Genomic DNA, 14395 nt, shown 5'->3' with positions numbered 1-14395 from the left:
CCCTCAACGGACCCAGGCGGCCAGTCGGTCAGCGATCTCGTACGACGGCAGGACCTCGGACGCACCACCCCGCCGGGCCAACTCGCCCGGCATGCCCCAGACCACCGCGGTCTCCTCGGACTCGGCGATGGTGCGCCCGCCGCCCGCGCGCACCTCGGTCATCTCCGCGGCCCCGTCGTCGCCCATCCCGGTCAGCAGCACGCAGACCAGGCGGGCCGGGTCGCAGTACCGGCGGGCCGTGGCGACCATCCGGTCCACGCTCGGATGCCATCGGTAATCCGCGCCGGCCGGCACGCTCTTGACGATCAAGCCGTCGGTACGCCGTGCCACCACCACATCGGCACTGCCCTTGCCCAGATAGATGTTTCCCCGCTTGATCGTCATGATCTTGTCCACCTCGTGCACCCGCAGCGCACACGTCTCGTCGAGCCGGCGGGCCAGCGCCCCGGTGAACGACGCCGGGATGTGCTGAGCCACCACCACCGGTGCGCCGAGCGAGGCCGGCAGCCGCGGCAGGATCTCGTTGAGCAGATGCGGTCCCCCCGTCGAGGAGCCGATCAGCACGAGATCCACCGTGCCCGGCCGCACCGGCGGGTCGAGTGTCCCGCGAGGCGGTGGCGTCGCCCGCGGGACGGCCTTGCGGCCGAGCCGGGCCGAACCCGCCGCCCGCACCTTGGTGATCAGTTCGTCCGCGACCTCGTCGATGTTCAGCGAGACCGTCCCGCCCGGCTTGGGCACGTAATCGACCGCCCCCAGCTCCAGCGCCTCCAGGGTGACCAGCGCGTTCTTCTCGGTGATCGACGACACCATGACCACCGGGGTCGGACGCTGCTCCATGATCCGGGCGAGACAGGAAAGTCCGTCCATCTCCGGCATGTTCACGTCCAGAGTGATGATGTCGGGCTGGACCCGGTCGAGCTGTTCGAGCGCGTCCACCCCGTTGCGGGCGGTGTGCACCTCGAACTCGCCGGTCTCGACCAGAATCTCCTTCAACGCCCGGCGCATCAGAGCCGAATCGTCGACGACCAGAACCGAGGTGGCCACTCAGACCGCCACTAGCTCGTCCTCGGCGAGGACGTCCGCCAACGCCTCGGCCTGCCCCGCCGCCAACAGCTGATCGACCTGCACCAGCAGCAGCATGCGTTTCTGCTCCGGCAGGTTGGCCACCCGCGACACCACCCGGGCCTGCTCGGCGGAGAGCTCCGGGGCCGGTTCCAGCACCTGCCGGCCGACCCGGGCCACCTCGGCCACCGAGTCCACGACGAACCCGGTGCGCACCCCTCCGATGATCAGGACCACGATGCGCTGCCGCTCGTCGCGGTCACATCTCGCCAACCCGAGACGGGTACGGAGATCGACCACCGGCAGCACTGTTCCCCTGAGGTTGACCAGGCCCTCGACGAACTCGAACGACCTGGGCACCCGGATCAGCGCCTCCGGTACGCGAATGATCTCCTGCACGGCGTCGACGTCGACCGCGTACTCCTCATCGTCCAGCCGGAACACGACGAACAGTTCCTCATCGCCCCGGCCGTCGTCAGCGACCCGCTCCGCAGGCATTTCCGCGCCCTCCTCCCAGCCCTGATGCTCGGCGATCTCGCTGCGCACCTCGGGCGAGTCGAACATCCGGTTGACACTCAGCACCGACACCAGGCGTTTGCCGTCCTCGAGCCGGCACACCGACTCGACCTCACTCTTGCGCCCGTCCCCCGCCACGAACGACGGCAGCGGCGCCACCAGCTGATGCGGGACACGCAGCACCTCGCGGACGGTGTCCATCACGACACCCACCACGCCGTCCTTGATCGAGACCACCACGATCCGGTTCTGCGGCTCCAACTCGGTGACCGGCAACCCGAAGACCCGGCGCATGCTCACCACCGGAAGCAACCGGCCACGCAGGTCGATCACGCCCAGGACCCGGCTGCCCGCATTGGGTACGTGACTGACCTCGGTCGGGGCCTGCACGATCTCCTGCACCTGATCGATGGGCAGGGCGTACTCCTGGCCCTCCACCGCGAAGCTGACCAGCTCGAGGGTGTCGTTGCTCTCGGCGTCGTTCTCCTCGCTCATCGGCACCCGGGCTGTCGACTCGGTTCGGCCCACCCGCGCGGCCAGTTGGTCGAACTGGCTACCGACCAGGCGGTCCACGTCGAGCACACTCGTCATCGCGACGCCATCCGACTTGATCACGCCGATCAGGACGTCCGAGTTGACGGTCGACCGCACCGAATCGGCCGACTCCATCGCGGCCGGGTCGATGCTGATCACGCTGGCCACCCGGTCCACCACGAACCCCAGCGGCACCCCGCCGTCCACCACGATCACCCGGGTGGTCTCGTCGTGCTCGACGCCCGGCATGTCGCAGCACTCCCGCAGGCCCACCACCGGCAGCACCCGGCCACGCAGGTTGGCCAGGCCGGCCAGCGACGGCGGACCGAGCGGCACCTTGACCACCGTGGGCATCCGGATGATCTCCTGGACGCGCGTCATCGGAAACGCGTACCGCTCGCCGGCCATGTCGAAGGTGACGTAATCGGCGTTGTCCGCCTCGCCCTCCGGCGCCTCGTCGTCAGGCCGCATTTTGCAGCTCATCCGCGAGCGCCGCGATCTCCTCGACGGCGGCGGCCAGATCCTCGGCACCCTGCGCCTGCTCCCGAGCCGCCGTGGATGCCTGGCCGGCCAGTTGCTCGGCCTGGCTGGCGGCGCTGGAGATCTGCTCGAGACCGGTCTTGACCTGCCCCAGGGTCGACGCGATTTCCAGAGCGGCCTGGCGTACCTCGTCGTTGCCGCCCCGGACCTGCTGCATGTCGCGCTCGATCTCCTCGAGCCGATCGGTGGTGGCCTTGGCCGCCTCCACCTCGGCGAGCGCCTGCCGGCTGGTCTCCTCCAGATCGGCCCGGACCTCCACGATCCGGTCCTGCACCGCCTTGACCAGGTCCTTGATCCGGTCGGCGTTCTCGGCCGAGTCCCGGGCCAGGTTGCGGATGTCGGTCGACACCACGGCGAAGCCCTTGCCGAACTCGCCGGCCCGAGCCGACTCCACCGAGCCGTTCACGGCGAGCATGTTGGTCTGGATCGAGACGTTTGCGATCGCGTCCACGATCTTGTCGATCCGCCGGGAGATCTGCTCCAGCTCGGAGACCTTGCGGACGTTGTCGATGCCGTCCCGGGCGGCCTGCTCGATCGCGCCGATCATCGAATCGACCGCCGCCTTGTTGGTGGCGAGCAGCGCCAGGATCGAATCGGCCCGCTCCACGGCGGCACCGCCCCGGCTCTCGGACAACTGGGCGCCCTGCTCGATCCGGACGACCAGCTCGGTGGTCTGCTGCCCCTTCTCGGCGGCCGTCCGTGCCCCCGAGTTGATCTCGTTGATCGCCGTGTTGATCTGCCCGGCGGCCCGGTTGATCTCCTCGACCGCGGCGGACAGCTCCTCCGCCGCGCTCGCCACATCCTCGGCGCTCTTCGCGATGTCGGTGCTGCTGCGCAGCGTCTCGGAGATCTCGGACAGGCTGTCGGCGGCCTGCTCGCTCTGCCGCAACGCCTGGGTCTGCTGGTTGACCGTCTGCAACGACTCCTCGCAGGCCGCGGACTGCTGCTCGGCCGCGGCCGCGATCTCCTCGGAACGGGTCTTGGCCTGGCCGGTGGCCCTTTTCGACTCGTCGGCCGCGGCGGCCATCTCGACGGCGCCATCCATGATCGAGCTCATGTCGGCCCGGATCGTCTCGAGCTGGCCGGTGATCGTCTTGCCCTTCTCGACCTCGCCGCGCGCCGTGTCGGCGGACGCCTGCACGCCCGAGGCGATGTCGGTGACACTGGCCCGCACCTCGTCGATCAGGTCACGGATCAGCCGAGCGCTCCGCTCACTGGTCTCGGCCAGGGTGCGTACCTCGTCGGCGACCACGGCGAAACCCTTGCCGTGCTGCCGCGCCCGGGCCGCCTCGATCGCCGCGTTCAGGGCCAGCAGGTTCGTCTGGTCGGCGATGTGCGCCACGGTTTTGACGATCTCGCCGATCTCGTCGGCCTGTTTCTCCAGCTCGGTGATCGTCACGACGGACGTCGACTGCCGGTTGGAGGCGCTCTCGACGTTGCTGAGCAGGGCGCTGATCCCCGCCCGGGTGTCGTTCAGCAGGTTCCGCAAGGCTTGGCTGAGCTCCGCGACCTGCCTGGTGGTCTGTTCCTGGCGGCCGACCCGCTCCTCCACCAGGTTCATCGCGGCGAGGCTTTGCTGGGTGGCGCCGGACGCCTGCTCGGCACCCGCCGAGATCTGCTGCATCGATTCGGTGAGCTGCCGGGACGACTCGGCGGCCTCGGCGTTCTGGGCGGAGATCTCCGCCGTCGCCGTGGCGATCCGTTCGGCGGCCTGCTGCTGTTTGGCGACGGACCGAGCCTGCCGCCGGCTGGCCTCGGTGTCTCCGCCCCGCGGTGGCCGCGTGGAGACCGGGGACGAGGTGGGTCGCACCGACCGTTGGTCGGCGCGCCCGTTAGAGCTGCTGGTGGTCAAGGGCATGGGGTTTTTCTCCCCTTTGTCGGCGGTGCCCGGCCGTGTCCAACGACGCCAGATTCACCGGATTCCAGGGGGACGCGCCCGCCATCCGTGGCCCAGCACCCAGTCGCGCCGGCCGCCAGCCGTACGCCCCGGTCACCCTTCAGGTGTTGCTGAGCTTCCCCCGCCTACCCTGCAAATCCTGGCACTGCGCAATCATCCGACGGAGGGAAATGCGCCACCTTGGATGGCCGGTTCGATCGCCGCTCACTGCGCCTTGGCCGCCGCCTTCATCTCTTTCTTGTACGCCCGCACCTTGCCGAGCGACTCGCCGTCGACGATGTCCGCGACCGATTTGAACGAGCCGGCCTCGCCGTACCCGCCGGCCGCGTCCCGCCAGCCCGCCGGCTGCACCGCGTACTGCTTGCCGAGCAGAGCCACGAAGATCTGCGACTTCTGCTTGCCGAACCCCGGCAACGACGCCACCCGCTTGAGCAACTCCTTGCCGTCGGCCACGCCCGCCCACAGGTTGCCGGCCTCCCCGTCGTACTCCTCGACGAGCGCCCGGCACACCTCCTGCACCCGCCCGGCCATAGCCTTCGGAAACCGATGCAGCGCCGGCGGCGTGGCAAAGATCGCCACAAGCGCCTCCGGGTCGAACTCAGCCAACTCCGCAGCAGTAGGCGCATGCCCAAGCCGCCGAGCAAGCACCCACGGCGAACTGAACGCCTTCTCCAACGGAATCTGCTGATCAAGCACCATCCCGATGAGCAGCGCCAGTGGGTCGGTGGAGAGAAGCTCGTTGGCTTCGTCGTCAATCGGCAGGCTGAGCGTCATAGCCCTATCTTGCCGCTTCCCCCAGCCCACACCCCCTCCACTCCGCCGCCCTCACCCCCTCCTCCACTCCGCCGCCCCGCCTTTCGCCGCGCTGCTCTGCCTCTTGCCGCCCCGCGCCGCCTCTTGCCGCCCCACGCCCCCTCTGGCCGCCCCACGCCCCCTCTCGCCGCCCCACGCCCCCTCTCGCCGCGCTGATTACCTTTTGCCGCGCCGCTTTGCCTCTTGCCGCGCCGCCCGCCGCCGCGCCGCCCGCCGCCGCGCCGCCCGCCGCCGCCCCGCCGTCCTCCGCCGCCGCGCCTGGCCTACCCGCGCTGCGTTCGGCTCTGCTTGGCCCGGCCGCTTTTCTCAGCGGAGCCCCGTCTCGTAGGCGATCATCACGAGCTGCGCCCGGTCTCGTGCGCCCAGCTTGGCCAGAAGCCGCCCGACGTAGGTCTTCACTGTTCCCATGCTCAGGTGCAGCTCGTTGGCTATCTCCTCGTTGGAGCGGCCGCGCGCCACCAGCGCCAGCACATCGCGCTCGCGGGCTGTCATTTCCGGCGCCGGGTTGACCTGACGCTCTGGCTGGGCCATATAGGCCGAGATCAACCGTCGGGTGGCCGCCGGCGTCAACAGCGCTTCCCCCGCCGCCACCACCTTGATCGCCCGGATCAGCTCGTCCGGCAGAACCTCCTTCAGCAGGAACCCGCTGGCCCCGGCCCGGATCGCCCCGAACACATACTCATCCAGGTCGAACGTCGTCAGCACGATCACCTTGGTGGGCAGCTCCGCCAGCCCTTGGCAGATCTCCCGAGTCGCATCGAGGCCGCTCATCTCCGGCATCCGAACATCCATCAGGACGACGTCAGGACGCTCCCGGCGGGCCAGCTCGACAGCTTCCCTGCCGTTACCGGCCTCCCCGACGCAGACGAGGCCGGGCGTGTGATCGATAAGTATCCGGAAGCCCGCCCGCAACAACGCCTGATCGTCGGCCAGGGCCACCGTGATGTCACTCATGTCGCACGTCGAAGCGTCGCCGCGACAAGCCAACCGCCCTGCGCCCGCGGTTCGGCCGCGAGCTCGCCCCCGAACAGCGCCGCCCGCTCCCGCATCCCGACGAGTCCCTGGCCGGCAATCCCGCTCGCCCGCGGTGCGGCTGTGCCGTCGTCGCTCACTTCGACGCGAACCTCGTCCGGCCCGATGTCGATCTGAACCCGGCACGCGGTGGCGTGAGCGTGTTTGAGCACATTGGTCAGCGCTTCCTGCACCAGACGGAACACTGCAAGTTCAAGTCCATCCGGCAGAACCTCATCACCACGCACATCCAGGTCGACGGCCAAGCCGGCGGTGCGGGCCGCCCCGATCAACCCACCGAGATCGGCCAGCCCCGGCGCCGGGGTCACGACCGCCTCGGTGCGCAACGCGGCCAGGGCTCGGCGCAGCTCGGCCAACGCCTCCCTGCTGGTGGCGGCGATGACCTGCAGCGACTCCCGCATCTGCTGCGGGTTGGCGTCGGCGACATGATCGGCCACAGTGGCCCGAACCGCGATCACGCTCATGCTGTGCGCGACGATGTCGTGCAGGTCCCGGGCGATGCGCAGGCGTTCCTCGCCGAGCGCCAACTCGGTGGCCTGCCTCGCGGCTCGGGCGGCGTAGGCACGACGCTCCCGAACGGTGCGCCCGACCGCCCAGCATGCACCGAGAACCCACGTCACCAGCAGCACCTCGAACGGTTGCCGGGCCACCCACCCGAACACCACAGCGACCGCGACCAGGCCGACGACGACGATCGGCACCGACCGGCGCCGGTCGAGCTCGGTGCCGACCGTGTAGAGAACCAGCCCGACCACAACCGTCGGAGCGAGGCCGGCATAGTCGGGGACAACGCCCGTGGCAGCCGCGGCCACGGTCAGTACGAGTGCGCCCGAAGCCGCTGCCACCGGCCGGATTCGCCGGAGCGCGACCGGCACTCCGAGCAGAACGCCGAAGAGCACCGACACCGAGGGCGGCTCGTGCCAGCCGGGATGCGTCGGCACCGGACCCTCGATAGCGGCGAGGAATCCGAGCAGCGCGGCCCCCACGGCCAGCGCCGCGTCCAACGCGATCAACTGGCCACGGCTGAGCCCCCGGAGGAGCGGGGAAGGCACGGCTGCGGTCATGCCCGAGACAGTAATGACGGATGACGAGGAGCGCGTCAGACCACGGTCTGAAGTTCGGTCTCTCAACTCTGGACCACGGTCTGACTACACCGGCCCGTCCGAGCGGAATCGTCAACAGCCATGACGACACCGATGGTCTCGCTGAACGAACTGCGCATGGAGTTCCGCGCCGGTCCCGACCCGGTGACCGCCCTCGACGGCGTCACCGTCGACCTTCCCGCGGGCACGTTCACCGCCGTGATGGGGCCCTCCGGTTCGGGCAAGTCCACATTGCTGCATTGCGCCGCCGGCCTGGAACGGCCGACTTCCGGCGAGGTGGTGCTCGACGGCGTGCGGCTGGGCGAGCACGACGAGACCGAACTGACCGTGCTGCGTCGTGAGCGCGTGGGCTTCGTCTTCCAGGCGTTCAACCTGATCTCATCGCTCACCGCCGCGCAGAATGTCGCTCTTCCCGCTCGCTTGGCGGGCCGCCGGGTCGACGAGGCCGAGCTGACCGCCGCGCTGGCCCGGGTCGGCCTGACCGAGCGTGCCCGGCACCGTCCGGCCCAGCTCTCGGGCGGTCAGCAGCAGCGGGTTGCGATCGCCCGCGCCCTGCTCACCCGGCCGGCTGTGCTCTTCGCCGACGAGCCGACCGGTGCTCTTGACGGGCGGACCTCACGCCAGGTCCTCGCCCTGCTCCGTGAGTTGGTCGACGAGCGCGGCCAGACGGTCGTGATGGTCACCCATGATCCGGTCACTGCCGCGGTCGCCGATCACGTGTTGCTGTTGGCCGACGGCCGTCTCATCGACCGGCTCGAGGCCGACTCGGCCGAGTCGATCGCCGCCCGCATGGCGGCGGTGGAGGCGACATGCTGACGCGAGACCGGCTGGGTGCCTTCGTCGCGGTCCTTTTCGGTACGGCGGTGCTCGCACTCACGCTGACCCTGCTCGCCTCGGCGAAACCGCGAGTCCCCGACCGGTTCGCGGCAGTGACGGTGGCCGTCCGAAGTCCGGGCGTGGTAACCCCGGTCGATCCGTTTCCGGAATCCCGTCCGTGGTCTTCAGCCGCGGCGGCCCAGATCGTCGCCTGGCTCACCGCCCTCTCCGGGGTGACCGCCGCGGTTGCCGACAGGTCGTTCTACGCACAGCCGACACTCGACGGCAGACCCGCTGAGACCGTCCAGCAAGCGCACGGCTGGGCGAGTGCCGCACTCGCGTCCGATTCGCTCATAGCCGGCCGGCCGCCACGGTCCGGCCACGAGATCGCGATCCCCGGCGACTGGGGTGTCCCGGTCGGCGGCACAATCACTGTCCTCACCTCGGTCGGCCCAGCACAGTGGACCGTCAGCGGCTTGCTCACCGCGGATCGTCTTTACGTCTCCGACGCTGTGGCCGCCGTGCTGGGGCCGGGGGTCCGCCTTGTCGGCTTGACCGGACACCCCGACCCGGACCAGGTCCGACGGGTTGTCCCCGGGGCCACCGTGTTGCACGGTGCCGGTCTCGGCGACCTGGAGGCGCGCACCGACGCCCGCATCCGGTGGATCGGCATGCAGGTGTTGTCGGCCATGGCCGCGCTGTCGGCGTTCGCCTGCGTGTTCGTGATCGCATCGACGTCCGCCCTCACCGTTCATCAGCGACGCCGGGAGTTCGGTCTGCTGCGGGCCACCGGCGCCACGCCGCGACAGGTTCGCCTGCTAGTCATCCGCGAGGCGACAGTCGTCGGCACCGTCGCCGGAACAGCCGGCACGGCCCTCGGCGTGGTCCTCGCACCGGCGATCGGCCGGGTGCTGATCGACGCCGGCTTCGAGCCGGAATCGTTCGCGGTCGGCCTACATTTCTGGCCGTCGTTGGCGGGTCTGCTGGCCGGCCCGGTCATCGCCGTCGCCGGTTCGTCGATCGCCGCGCGCCGCGCATCCCGAATCGGGCCGCTCGAGGCGCTCCGGCAGGCCGCCGTCGAGGACCGCCCGATGAGCGGGACACGTTGGACAGTCGGCTTGTTCCTCGCCGCGTCCGGGTTGACGGCAGGTGTTGCCACGCTGGCCACAGACAGTCTCAGCGACCTGGCATCGCTCGCGCTTCTGGGTGTGATGGCACTGATCGTCGCCGCGACCGTGCTGGCACCAGCGGCGGTCCCGCTCATGGTGTGGGTGATCCTGCGGCCGGCCCGCGGCCCGCTCGGCACCGTCATGCGGGAGAGCGCGCTGACCGGCGCCCGCCGCACTGCCTCGACGGCCGCGCCCGTGCTCCTGACCGTCGCGTTCGCGGTCTTCATCGCGGGCAATGTGCAGACGTCAACGGCGGCCTACGCGAATCATCGTGTGGACCAGGCCGCAGCCGGTACGGTCCTGGTGCCCGACGGCACGCCGGGGCTGACCGACGCCGTCGCCGGGACAGCGCCGCTACCGACGAGTCTCTACCTGAGCCGCACCGTGGTCGCAGCAGTCGGCCTCGACCCGGCTGCCGTCGAGGCCAGGGCGCTCAACGCCCCGGACGCGATGGTCCTCAACGAGTCGCGAGCGGCGCAGATGAAGGTCGCACGCGGCGATTCGATAGAGGTGACGTTCGCCGACGGGACCGAGCACCGGTTGAGAATCGTCGAGATCGCCGCGAACAGCACGGCGCCGGCGGAGATCCTGTTGAGCCGCGCGGTGGTTCGCGAGCACGATCCGTCGGCATTGGCCGCAGCCCTGCCGCTGCGCTCCGGCGGATGGCCGACCGCGACCACGGCCAGGAAGACAGGCGCGCGAGTGGTCGACGTCGCCACCTATGCGCGACAAGCCGACGCCGAGGAAGACCGGCTGGTCTGGATCTTCACCCTGCTGCTGATCGGGGTGTCCGTTGGCTACGGCGCCTTGGCGGTGGCCAGCACACTTTTCATGGCCACCTCCCGCCGCGCCCCCGACTATCGCCTGCTGCGGCTGGCCGGGGCCACACCACGCCAGGTCCTGCTGGCGGTTGCCGGGGAGTCGGCACTGGTCGTCACGATCGGCGCGGCCCTCGGCGGTGGCGCCGCTATGGTCGCGCTGTGGGGCTCCACGGCCGGATTGCGTTCGCAGACCGGCAGCGAGGTAGCACTGGCGGTGCCCTGGCCGACAGCACTCCTCGCGATCGGGACCTGCTTGATCCTGGCACTGGCGGGCAGCGTCCTCCCCGCCCGTTCCGGTCTGCACCGGGTGGGACTGCCTCGGGAGGCGTCGTGACGTTCTGGGCGGCTCAGGCGTCGAGGAAGTCACGCAGCCGACGGTCGGCCAGCGAGCCCAGCACCACGTTCGCGCCGGGCAGGGCGAGGCCGACGGTCATCGGGTTGGGGACCGCGACGCAGAAGACATCGGCTGCGTTGGCCGCCGCCACACCGTTGGGGGAATCCTCCACCGCCAGCGCCTCGGCGGGTTGCGCCCCCAGCTCGCTCAGCGCCAGTTCGTACAGGTCAGGGGCCGGCTTGCTGTGGTTGACCCGGTCGCGGGTGGCCAGCACCTCGAAGCGATCGCGCAGCTCGAGCGCCTCCAGGAAACGGGTCACCCAGGCGAGACCGGAACTGGAGGCCAGACCGATTCGAAGCCCGAGATCGCGGGCCTCGTCCAGCCAGGGGACGATGCCGTCTCGTGGCTCGGCGGCCGCCATCAGTTCGTCGAAGCGGGCCCGGCGGGTGGCCCTGACCGACGGCCGGTCCACGGGCTCGCCGGTCAGATTCTCGAGGTGGGCGTACGGGTCGAAACCGGAGTCGGTGGTGCCGATCGCCTGCGCCCACAGCGATTGGTCGAGGGTCGCACCGCGGGCGGCATACACCTCCTGCCACGAGACGAACTCGGGTGTCTCCGTGTCGAGGATCGTTCCGTCCAGGTCAAAAATGATCGCCTTGCGCACTGTGGCATCATGCCGCCGCCGGCCGGTGGGAGACACCCGATGGGGGTTACGGCACAAAGATGAGCGACACGAATCACTGTACGGATCAACCGGCGAATGCCAGGGTCGTCCGAGAATGGGTAACCGCCTCGAGGGCCCGGAAGGCCGGGCTCCGCCGGCCGACGGCCGGATGTTCGGAGGGAGACCAGGATGAGCGACTCGGACGAAAGCATCGAGCGGGAGATCGCCGGGAGCGCCTATGGGCCCGGGATCTTCGACGAGCCGAGCACCTACCGGCCGGAGAAGGGCGACGACGAGGACGGCCTGTCGAGCACGCTCGCCGCCGGCACCGATGTCGACCAGCTCCAGGACGGCGGCCCGCACCCTGAGCACGGGATCATGACCACTACCGGTGGCACGGCCGGCCCTAACAGCTTCCGCACGCGTCCACGGTCGGGTCCGGGCGTGGCCAACACGACCACCGGCGACGCGACCACGGGCGCGATGGAGACTCCGGTCGACGGCTACACGAGCGACGCCAGCAGCAACGCGGTCGACTGACAAAAGGGCACAGGTCGGCTACGTGGAACTTGGGGAGCCGTTCGCTGCGGGACGTGAGGCGGACGTCTACGCGCTCGACGTGAGTCGGGTGCTGCGGCGCTATCGCACCGGGACTGACGTGCAGCGGGAAGCCGAAGTCATGGCCTACGTCGGCGGACTCGGCTACCCGGTGCCGGAGGTTTTCGAGGCCGGCGGCACCGACATGGTCATGGAGCGGCTCGACGGTCCGACGCTTGCCCAGGCGGCGCATTCCGGCGAGCTGTCCATCCCGGACGCCACCGCGATCCTGGCCGACCTGCTGCGCCGACTGCACGAGCTGCCACCACGCGGCAACAGCCGGGGCGGAGGCGGCACTAGCGGAGGCGGCACTAGCGGAGGCGGCACCAGCAGCGGCGGCGGAGGCGGCACCAGCGGCGGCGGCAACAACAGCGAGGGCGGCAGCGGCGAGGGCGGGAACAGCGGGAGCGGGAACGGCGAGACGATCGTTCACCTCGACTTGCATCCGGAGAATGTGCTGCTCAGCCGGCGCGGGCCGGTGGTCATCGACTGGTGCAACGCGGGAGACGGGCCGGGCGATCTCGACACGGCGCTCAGTGCGCTCATTCTGGCTCAGGTGGCCACCGGGGCGATCGAACATCCGCTGAACGCGGGAGCCGGGGCGATGATGGAGCTCTTTCTGCAGTTGGCGCCCGGGGATCCGCTGCGGTTGCTGGACGAGGCGGCGGCATTTCGGCGGCGGCAGCTCACCATGTTGCCGGACGAGATCGCTAAGGTCGGCACGGCGGTCGGTCGGTTACGCGCAACCGGCCGAACGGAAGGAGGCGCTGTGCGGTGGTTCAACCTCACGCTTCGGTTCGGGCTGGAACTCTGTGCGTTTGCCGCGCTCGCCTACGGCGGGTGGCACGTGCCGGGGGCCGTCTGGGTGCGGATTCTGGCGGCCGTGGCGCTGCCCGTCGTCGCGGCGGTCGTGTGGGGCCGGTGGGTCGCGCCCAAGGCTTCTCATCCGATCCCGGATCCGCTGCGGCTGGTACCGGAGTGGGTGGTGTTCGGTGGGGCTACGGCTGCGCTGCTCGCCACCGGGCACTTAGTCCTCGCGGCGATGCTCGCTGTGCTCGCGGCCGGAAACCGGTGGGCCCTGCACGCCTCCCGAACCGGCACGGACGGCGAGCCCGCCTGAACTAGGGAACGGACGGCGAGCCCGCCTGAACTAAAGAACGAACGGCGAGCCCGCCTGAACTAAAGAACGAACGGCGAGCCGGCCCGAACCAGGGAATCGAACGGCGAGCCCGCCTGAACGACGGAACGGACCGCGAGACAGCCTGATCACGGAACAGACAGGGTCACTGGAAACGCGCCACGGCACCGGCGAGCCCAAAAAGCGCCGGCCAGCCGACGAGAAGAAGCGGCCGACGAGAAGAAGCGGCCGGCGAAACGAAGCGCCGGCGACAAGGGAGCGCTGATAAGAACCCGTGAACAGGCTGAACGCCCGGCGAAAGGGGAGGATTCGCCAGGCGTTCAGGTTGGTCTTCCGGCGTCAGCCGGCGTAGGCCTCCAGTCGGGAGGCACGCTCGGGGTCACGGAGCTTCAGCATCGTGACCTTCTCGATCTGGCGGATGCGTTCGCGGCTCAGGCCGAACTCGCGGCCCACCTCGTCCAGGGTGCGCTGGCGGCCGTCGTCCAGGCCGAAGCGCAGGCGGATCACGGCGGACTCCCGCTCGGAGAGAGTGGCGAGGACGATTTCCACCTCGTTGCGGAGTTCGCCCTGGCCGACTGCTGAGGCCGGGTTGTCGGCGGCAGCGGCCACGAAGTCGCCGAGGGCGCTCTCGCCGTCCTCGCCCACCGCCTGGTCGAGGCTCACCGGCTCGCGGTCGTAGGAGATCAGTTCGATCACCTGGAACTCGGGCACGTCCATGGCCTTGGCGATCTCGCTGATGCCAGGCTCGCGGCCGAGCGTGGCGGCGAGGTCACGGCGGGCCCGGACCATGCGGTTGACCTGCTCGACCATGTGCACCGGGATGCGGATGGTGCGGGCCTGGTCGGCCATTGCCCGGGTGATCGCCTGGCGGATCCACCAGGTGGCGTACGTGGAGAATTTGTAGCCCTTGGTGTAGTCGAATTTCTCGACCGCCCGGATCAGTCCGAGGTTGCCCTCTTGGATGAGGTCGAGGAACGCCATGCCGCGGCCGGTGTAGCGCTTCGCGATGCTGACCACCAGGCGAAGGTTGGCCTCGAGCAGGTGGTTCTTGGCGGCCTTGCCCTCGGCGGAGATGATCCGCAGAAGCGGTTCGAGGTCGTCGCCGGCCCCGGGCAGCTTCTCTTCCGCGTAGAGCCCGGCCTCGATGCGCTTGGAGAGTTCAACCTCCTCGACGGCGGTCAGCAGTCGGGTGCGACCGATGCCGTTGAGGTAGGCACGGACCAGGTCCGCGGAGACACCACGCTCGTCCGTCGCGTCCAGGTCGGTCAAGATCTCGACACCGTCCGCCATGCTGTTCTCGTCCGACGTCTTCATCATCTGCAGGACCACCTTTCAGTCCCCTCCCCGCTGATAACCGTC

The 14395-nt window shown here is 69.8% G+C and carries 12 protein-coding genes; 4 read left to right on the top strand and 8 right to left on the bottom strand.

Annotated features, from left to right (window positions below; genetic code table 11):
* Positions 1-3: 3 nt before the first annotated feature.
* The 6 genes from cheB to Afe05nite_RS05635 form a co-directional block, all read right to left on the bottom strand.
* Positions 4-1044: a chemotaxis-specific protein-glutamate methyltransferase CheB gene (gene cheB, locus Afe05nite_RS05660; RefSeq protein ID WP_203815894.1), complete on the bottom strand. Its 1041-nt coding sequence runs from the start codon at positions 1042-1044 to the stop codon at positions 4-6.
* Positions 1045-2583 (bottom strand): chemotaxis protein CheW, encoded by a 1539-nt coding sequence (locus Afe05nite_RS05655; protein ID WP_275407446.1) that lies wholly within the window; start codon positions 2581-2583, stop codon positions 1045-1047.
* The gene (locus tag Afe05nite_RS05650) at positions 2573-4462 is read right to left on the bottom strand and encodes a methyl-accepting chemotaxis protein (protein ID WP_239117579.1); all 1890 of its coding nucleotides are present in this window, start codon (positions 4460-4462) and stop codon (positions 2573-2575) included. The genes Afe05nite_RS05655 and Afe05nite_RS05650 overlap by 11 nt, the downstream gene beginning before the upstream one ends.
* A gap of 291 nt (positions 4463-4753) precedes the next feature.
* Entirely contained in the window at positions 4754-5323 is a 570-nt protein-coding gene (locus Afe05nite_RS05645; protein ID WP_203815891.1) for an HhH-GPD-type base excision DNA repair protein, read from the bottom strand.
* A gap of 345 nt (positions 5324-5668) precedes the next feature.
* Complete coding sequence (locus tag Afe05nite_RS05640) at positions 5669-6316, bottom strand: response regulator (RefSeq protein ID WP_203815890.1); 648 nt, start codon at positions 6314-6316, stop codon at positions 5669-5671.
* Complete coding sequence (locus Afe05nite_RS05635; RefSeq protein ID WP_203815889.1) at positions 6313-7458, bottom strand: sensor histidine kinase; 1146 nt, start codon at positions 7456-7458, stop codon at positions 6313-6315. The genes Afe05nite_RS05640 and Afe05nite_RS05635 overlap by 4 nt, the downstream gene beginning before the upstream one ends.
* 120 nt (positions 7459-7578) lie before the next feature.
* Between Afe05nite_RS05635 and Afe05nite_RS05630 the strand changes: the two genes are divergently transcribed.
* Positions 7579-8313 (top strand): ABC transporter ATP-binding protein, encoded by a 735-nt coding sequence (locus tag Afe05nite_RS05630; protein WP_203815888.1) that lies wholly within the window; start codon positions 7579-7581, stop codon positions 8311-8313.
* Positions 8307-10637: an ABC transporter permease gene (locus Afe05nite_RS05625; protein WP_203815887.1), complete on the top strand. Its 2331-nt coding sequence runs from the start codon at positions 8307-8309 to the stop codon at positions 10635-10637. The genes Afe05nite_RS05630 and Afe05nite_RS05625 overlap by 7 nt, the downstream gene beginning before the upstream one ends.
* A 13-nt stretch (positions 10638-10650) precedes the next feature.
* On the opposite strand, the gene Afe05nite_RS05620 is transcribed toward Afe05nite_RS05625, so the two are convergent.
* Positions 10651-11301: an HAD family hydrolase gene (locus tag Afe05nite_RS05620; RefSeq protein ID WP_203815886.1), complete on the bottom strand. Its 651-nt coding sequence runs from the start codon at positions 11299-11301 to the stop codon at positions 10651-10653.
* A gap of 189 nt (positions 11302-11490) precedes the next feature.
* Between Afe05nite_RS05620 and Afe05nite_RS05615 the strand changes: the two genes are divergently transcribed.
* Entirely contained in the window at positions 11491-11841 is a 351-nt protein-coding gene (locus Afe05nite_RS05615; RefSeq protein ID WP_203815885.1) for a hypothetical protein, read from the top strand.
* A gap of 22 nt (positions 11842-11863) precedes the next feature.
* Complete coding sequence (locus tag Afe05nite_RS05610; RefSeq protein ID WP_203815884.1) at positions 11864-13018, top strand: DUF2568 domain-containing protein; 1155 nt, start codon at positions 11864-11866, stop codon at positions 13016-13018.
* A 357-nt stretch (positions 13019-13375) separates the two neighbouring features.
* On the opposite strand, the gene sigB is transcribed toward Afe05nite_RS05610, so the two are convergent.
* Complete coding sequence (gene sigB / locus Afe05nite_RS05605) at positions 13376-14353, bottom strand: RNA polymerase sigma factor SigB (protein WP_275407445.1); 978 nt, start codon at positions 14351-14353, stop codon at positions 13376-13378.
* Positions 14354-14395 lie beyond the last annotated feature (42 nt).

It is taken from the genome of Paractinoplanes ferrugineus, assembly GCF_016862195.1.
Lineage (GTDB): Bacteria > Actinomycetota > Actinomycetes > Mycobacteriales > Micromonosporaceae > Actinoplanes > Actinoplanes ferrugineus.
The sequence above is the reverse complement of the archived record's forward strand: the minus strand, read 5'-3'. Positions and strand labels throughout refer to the sequence as shown.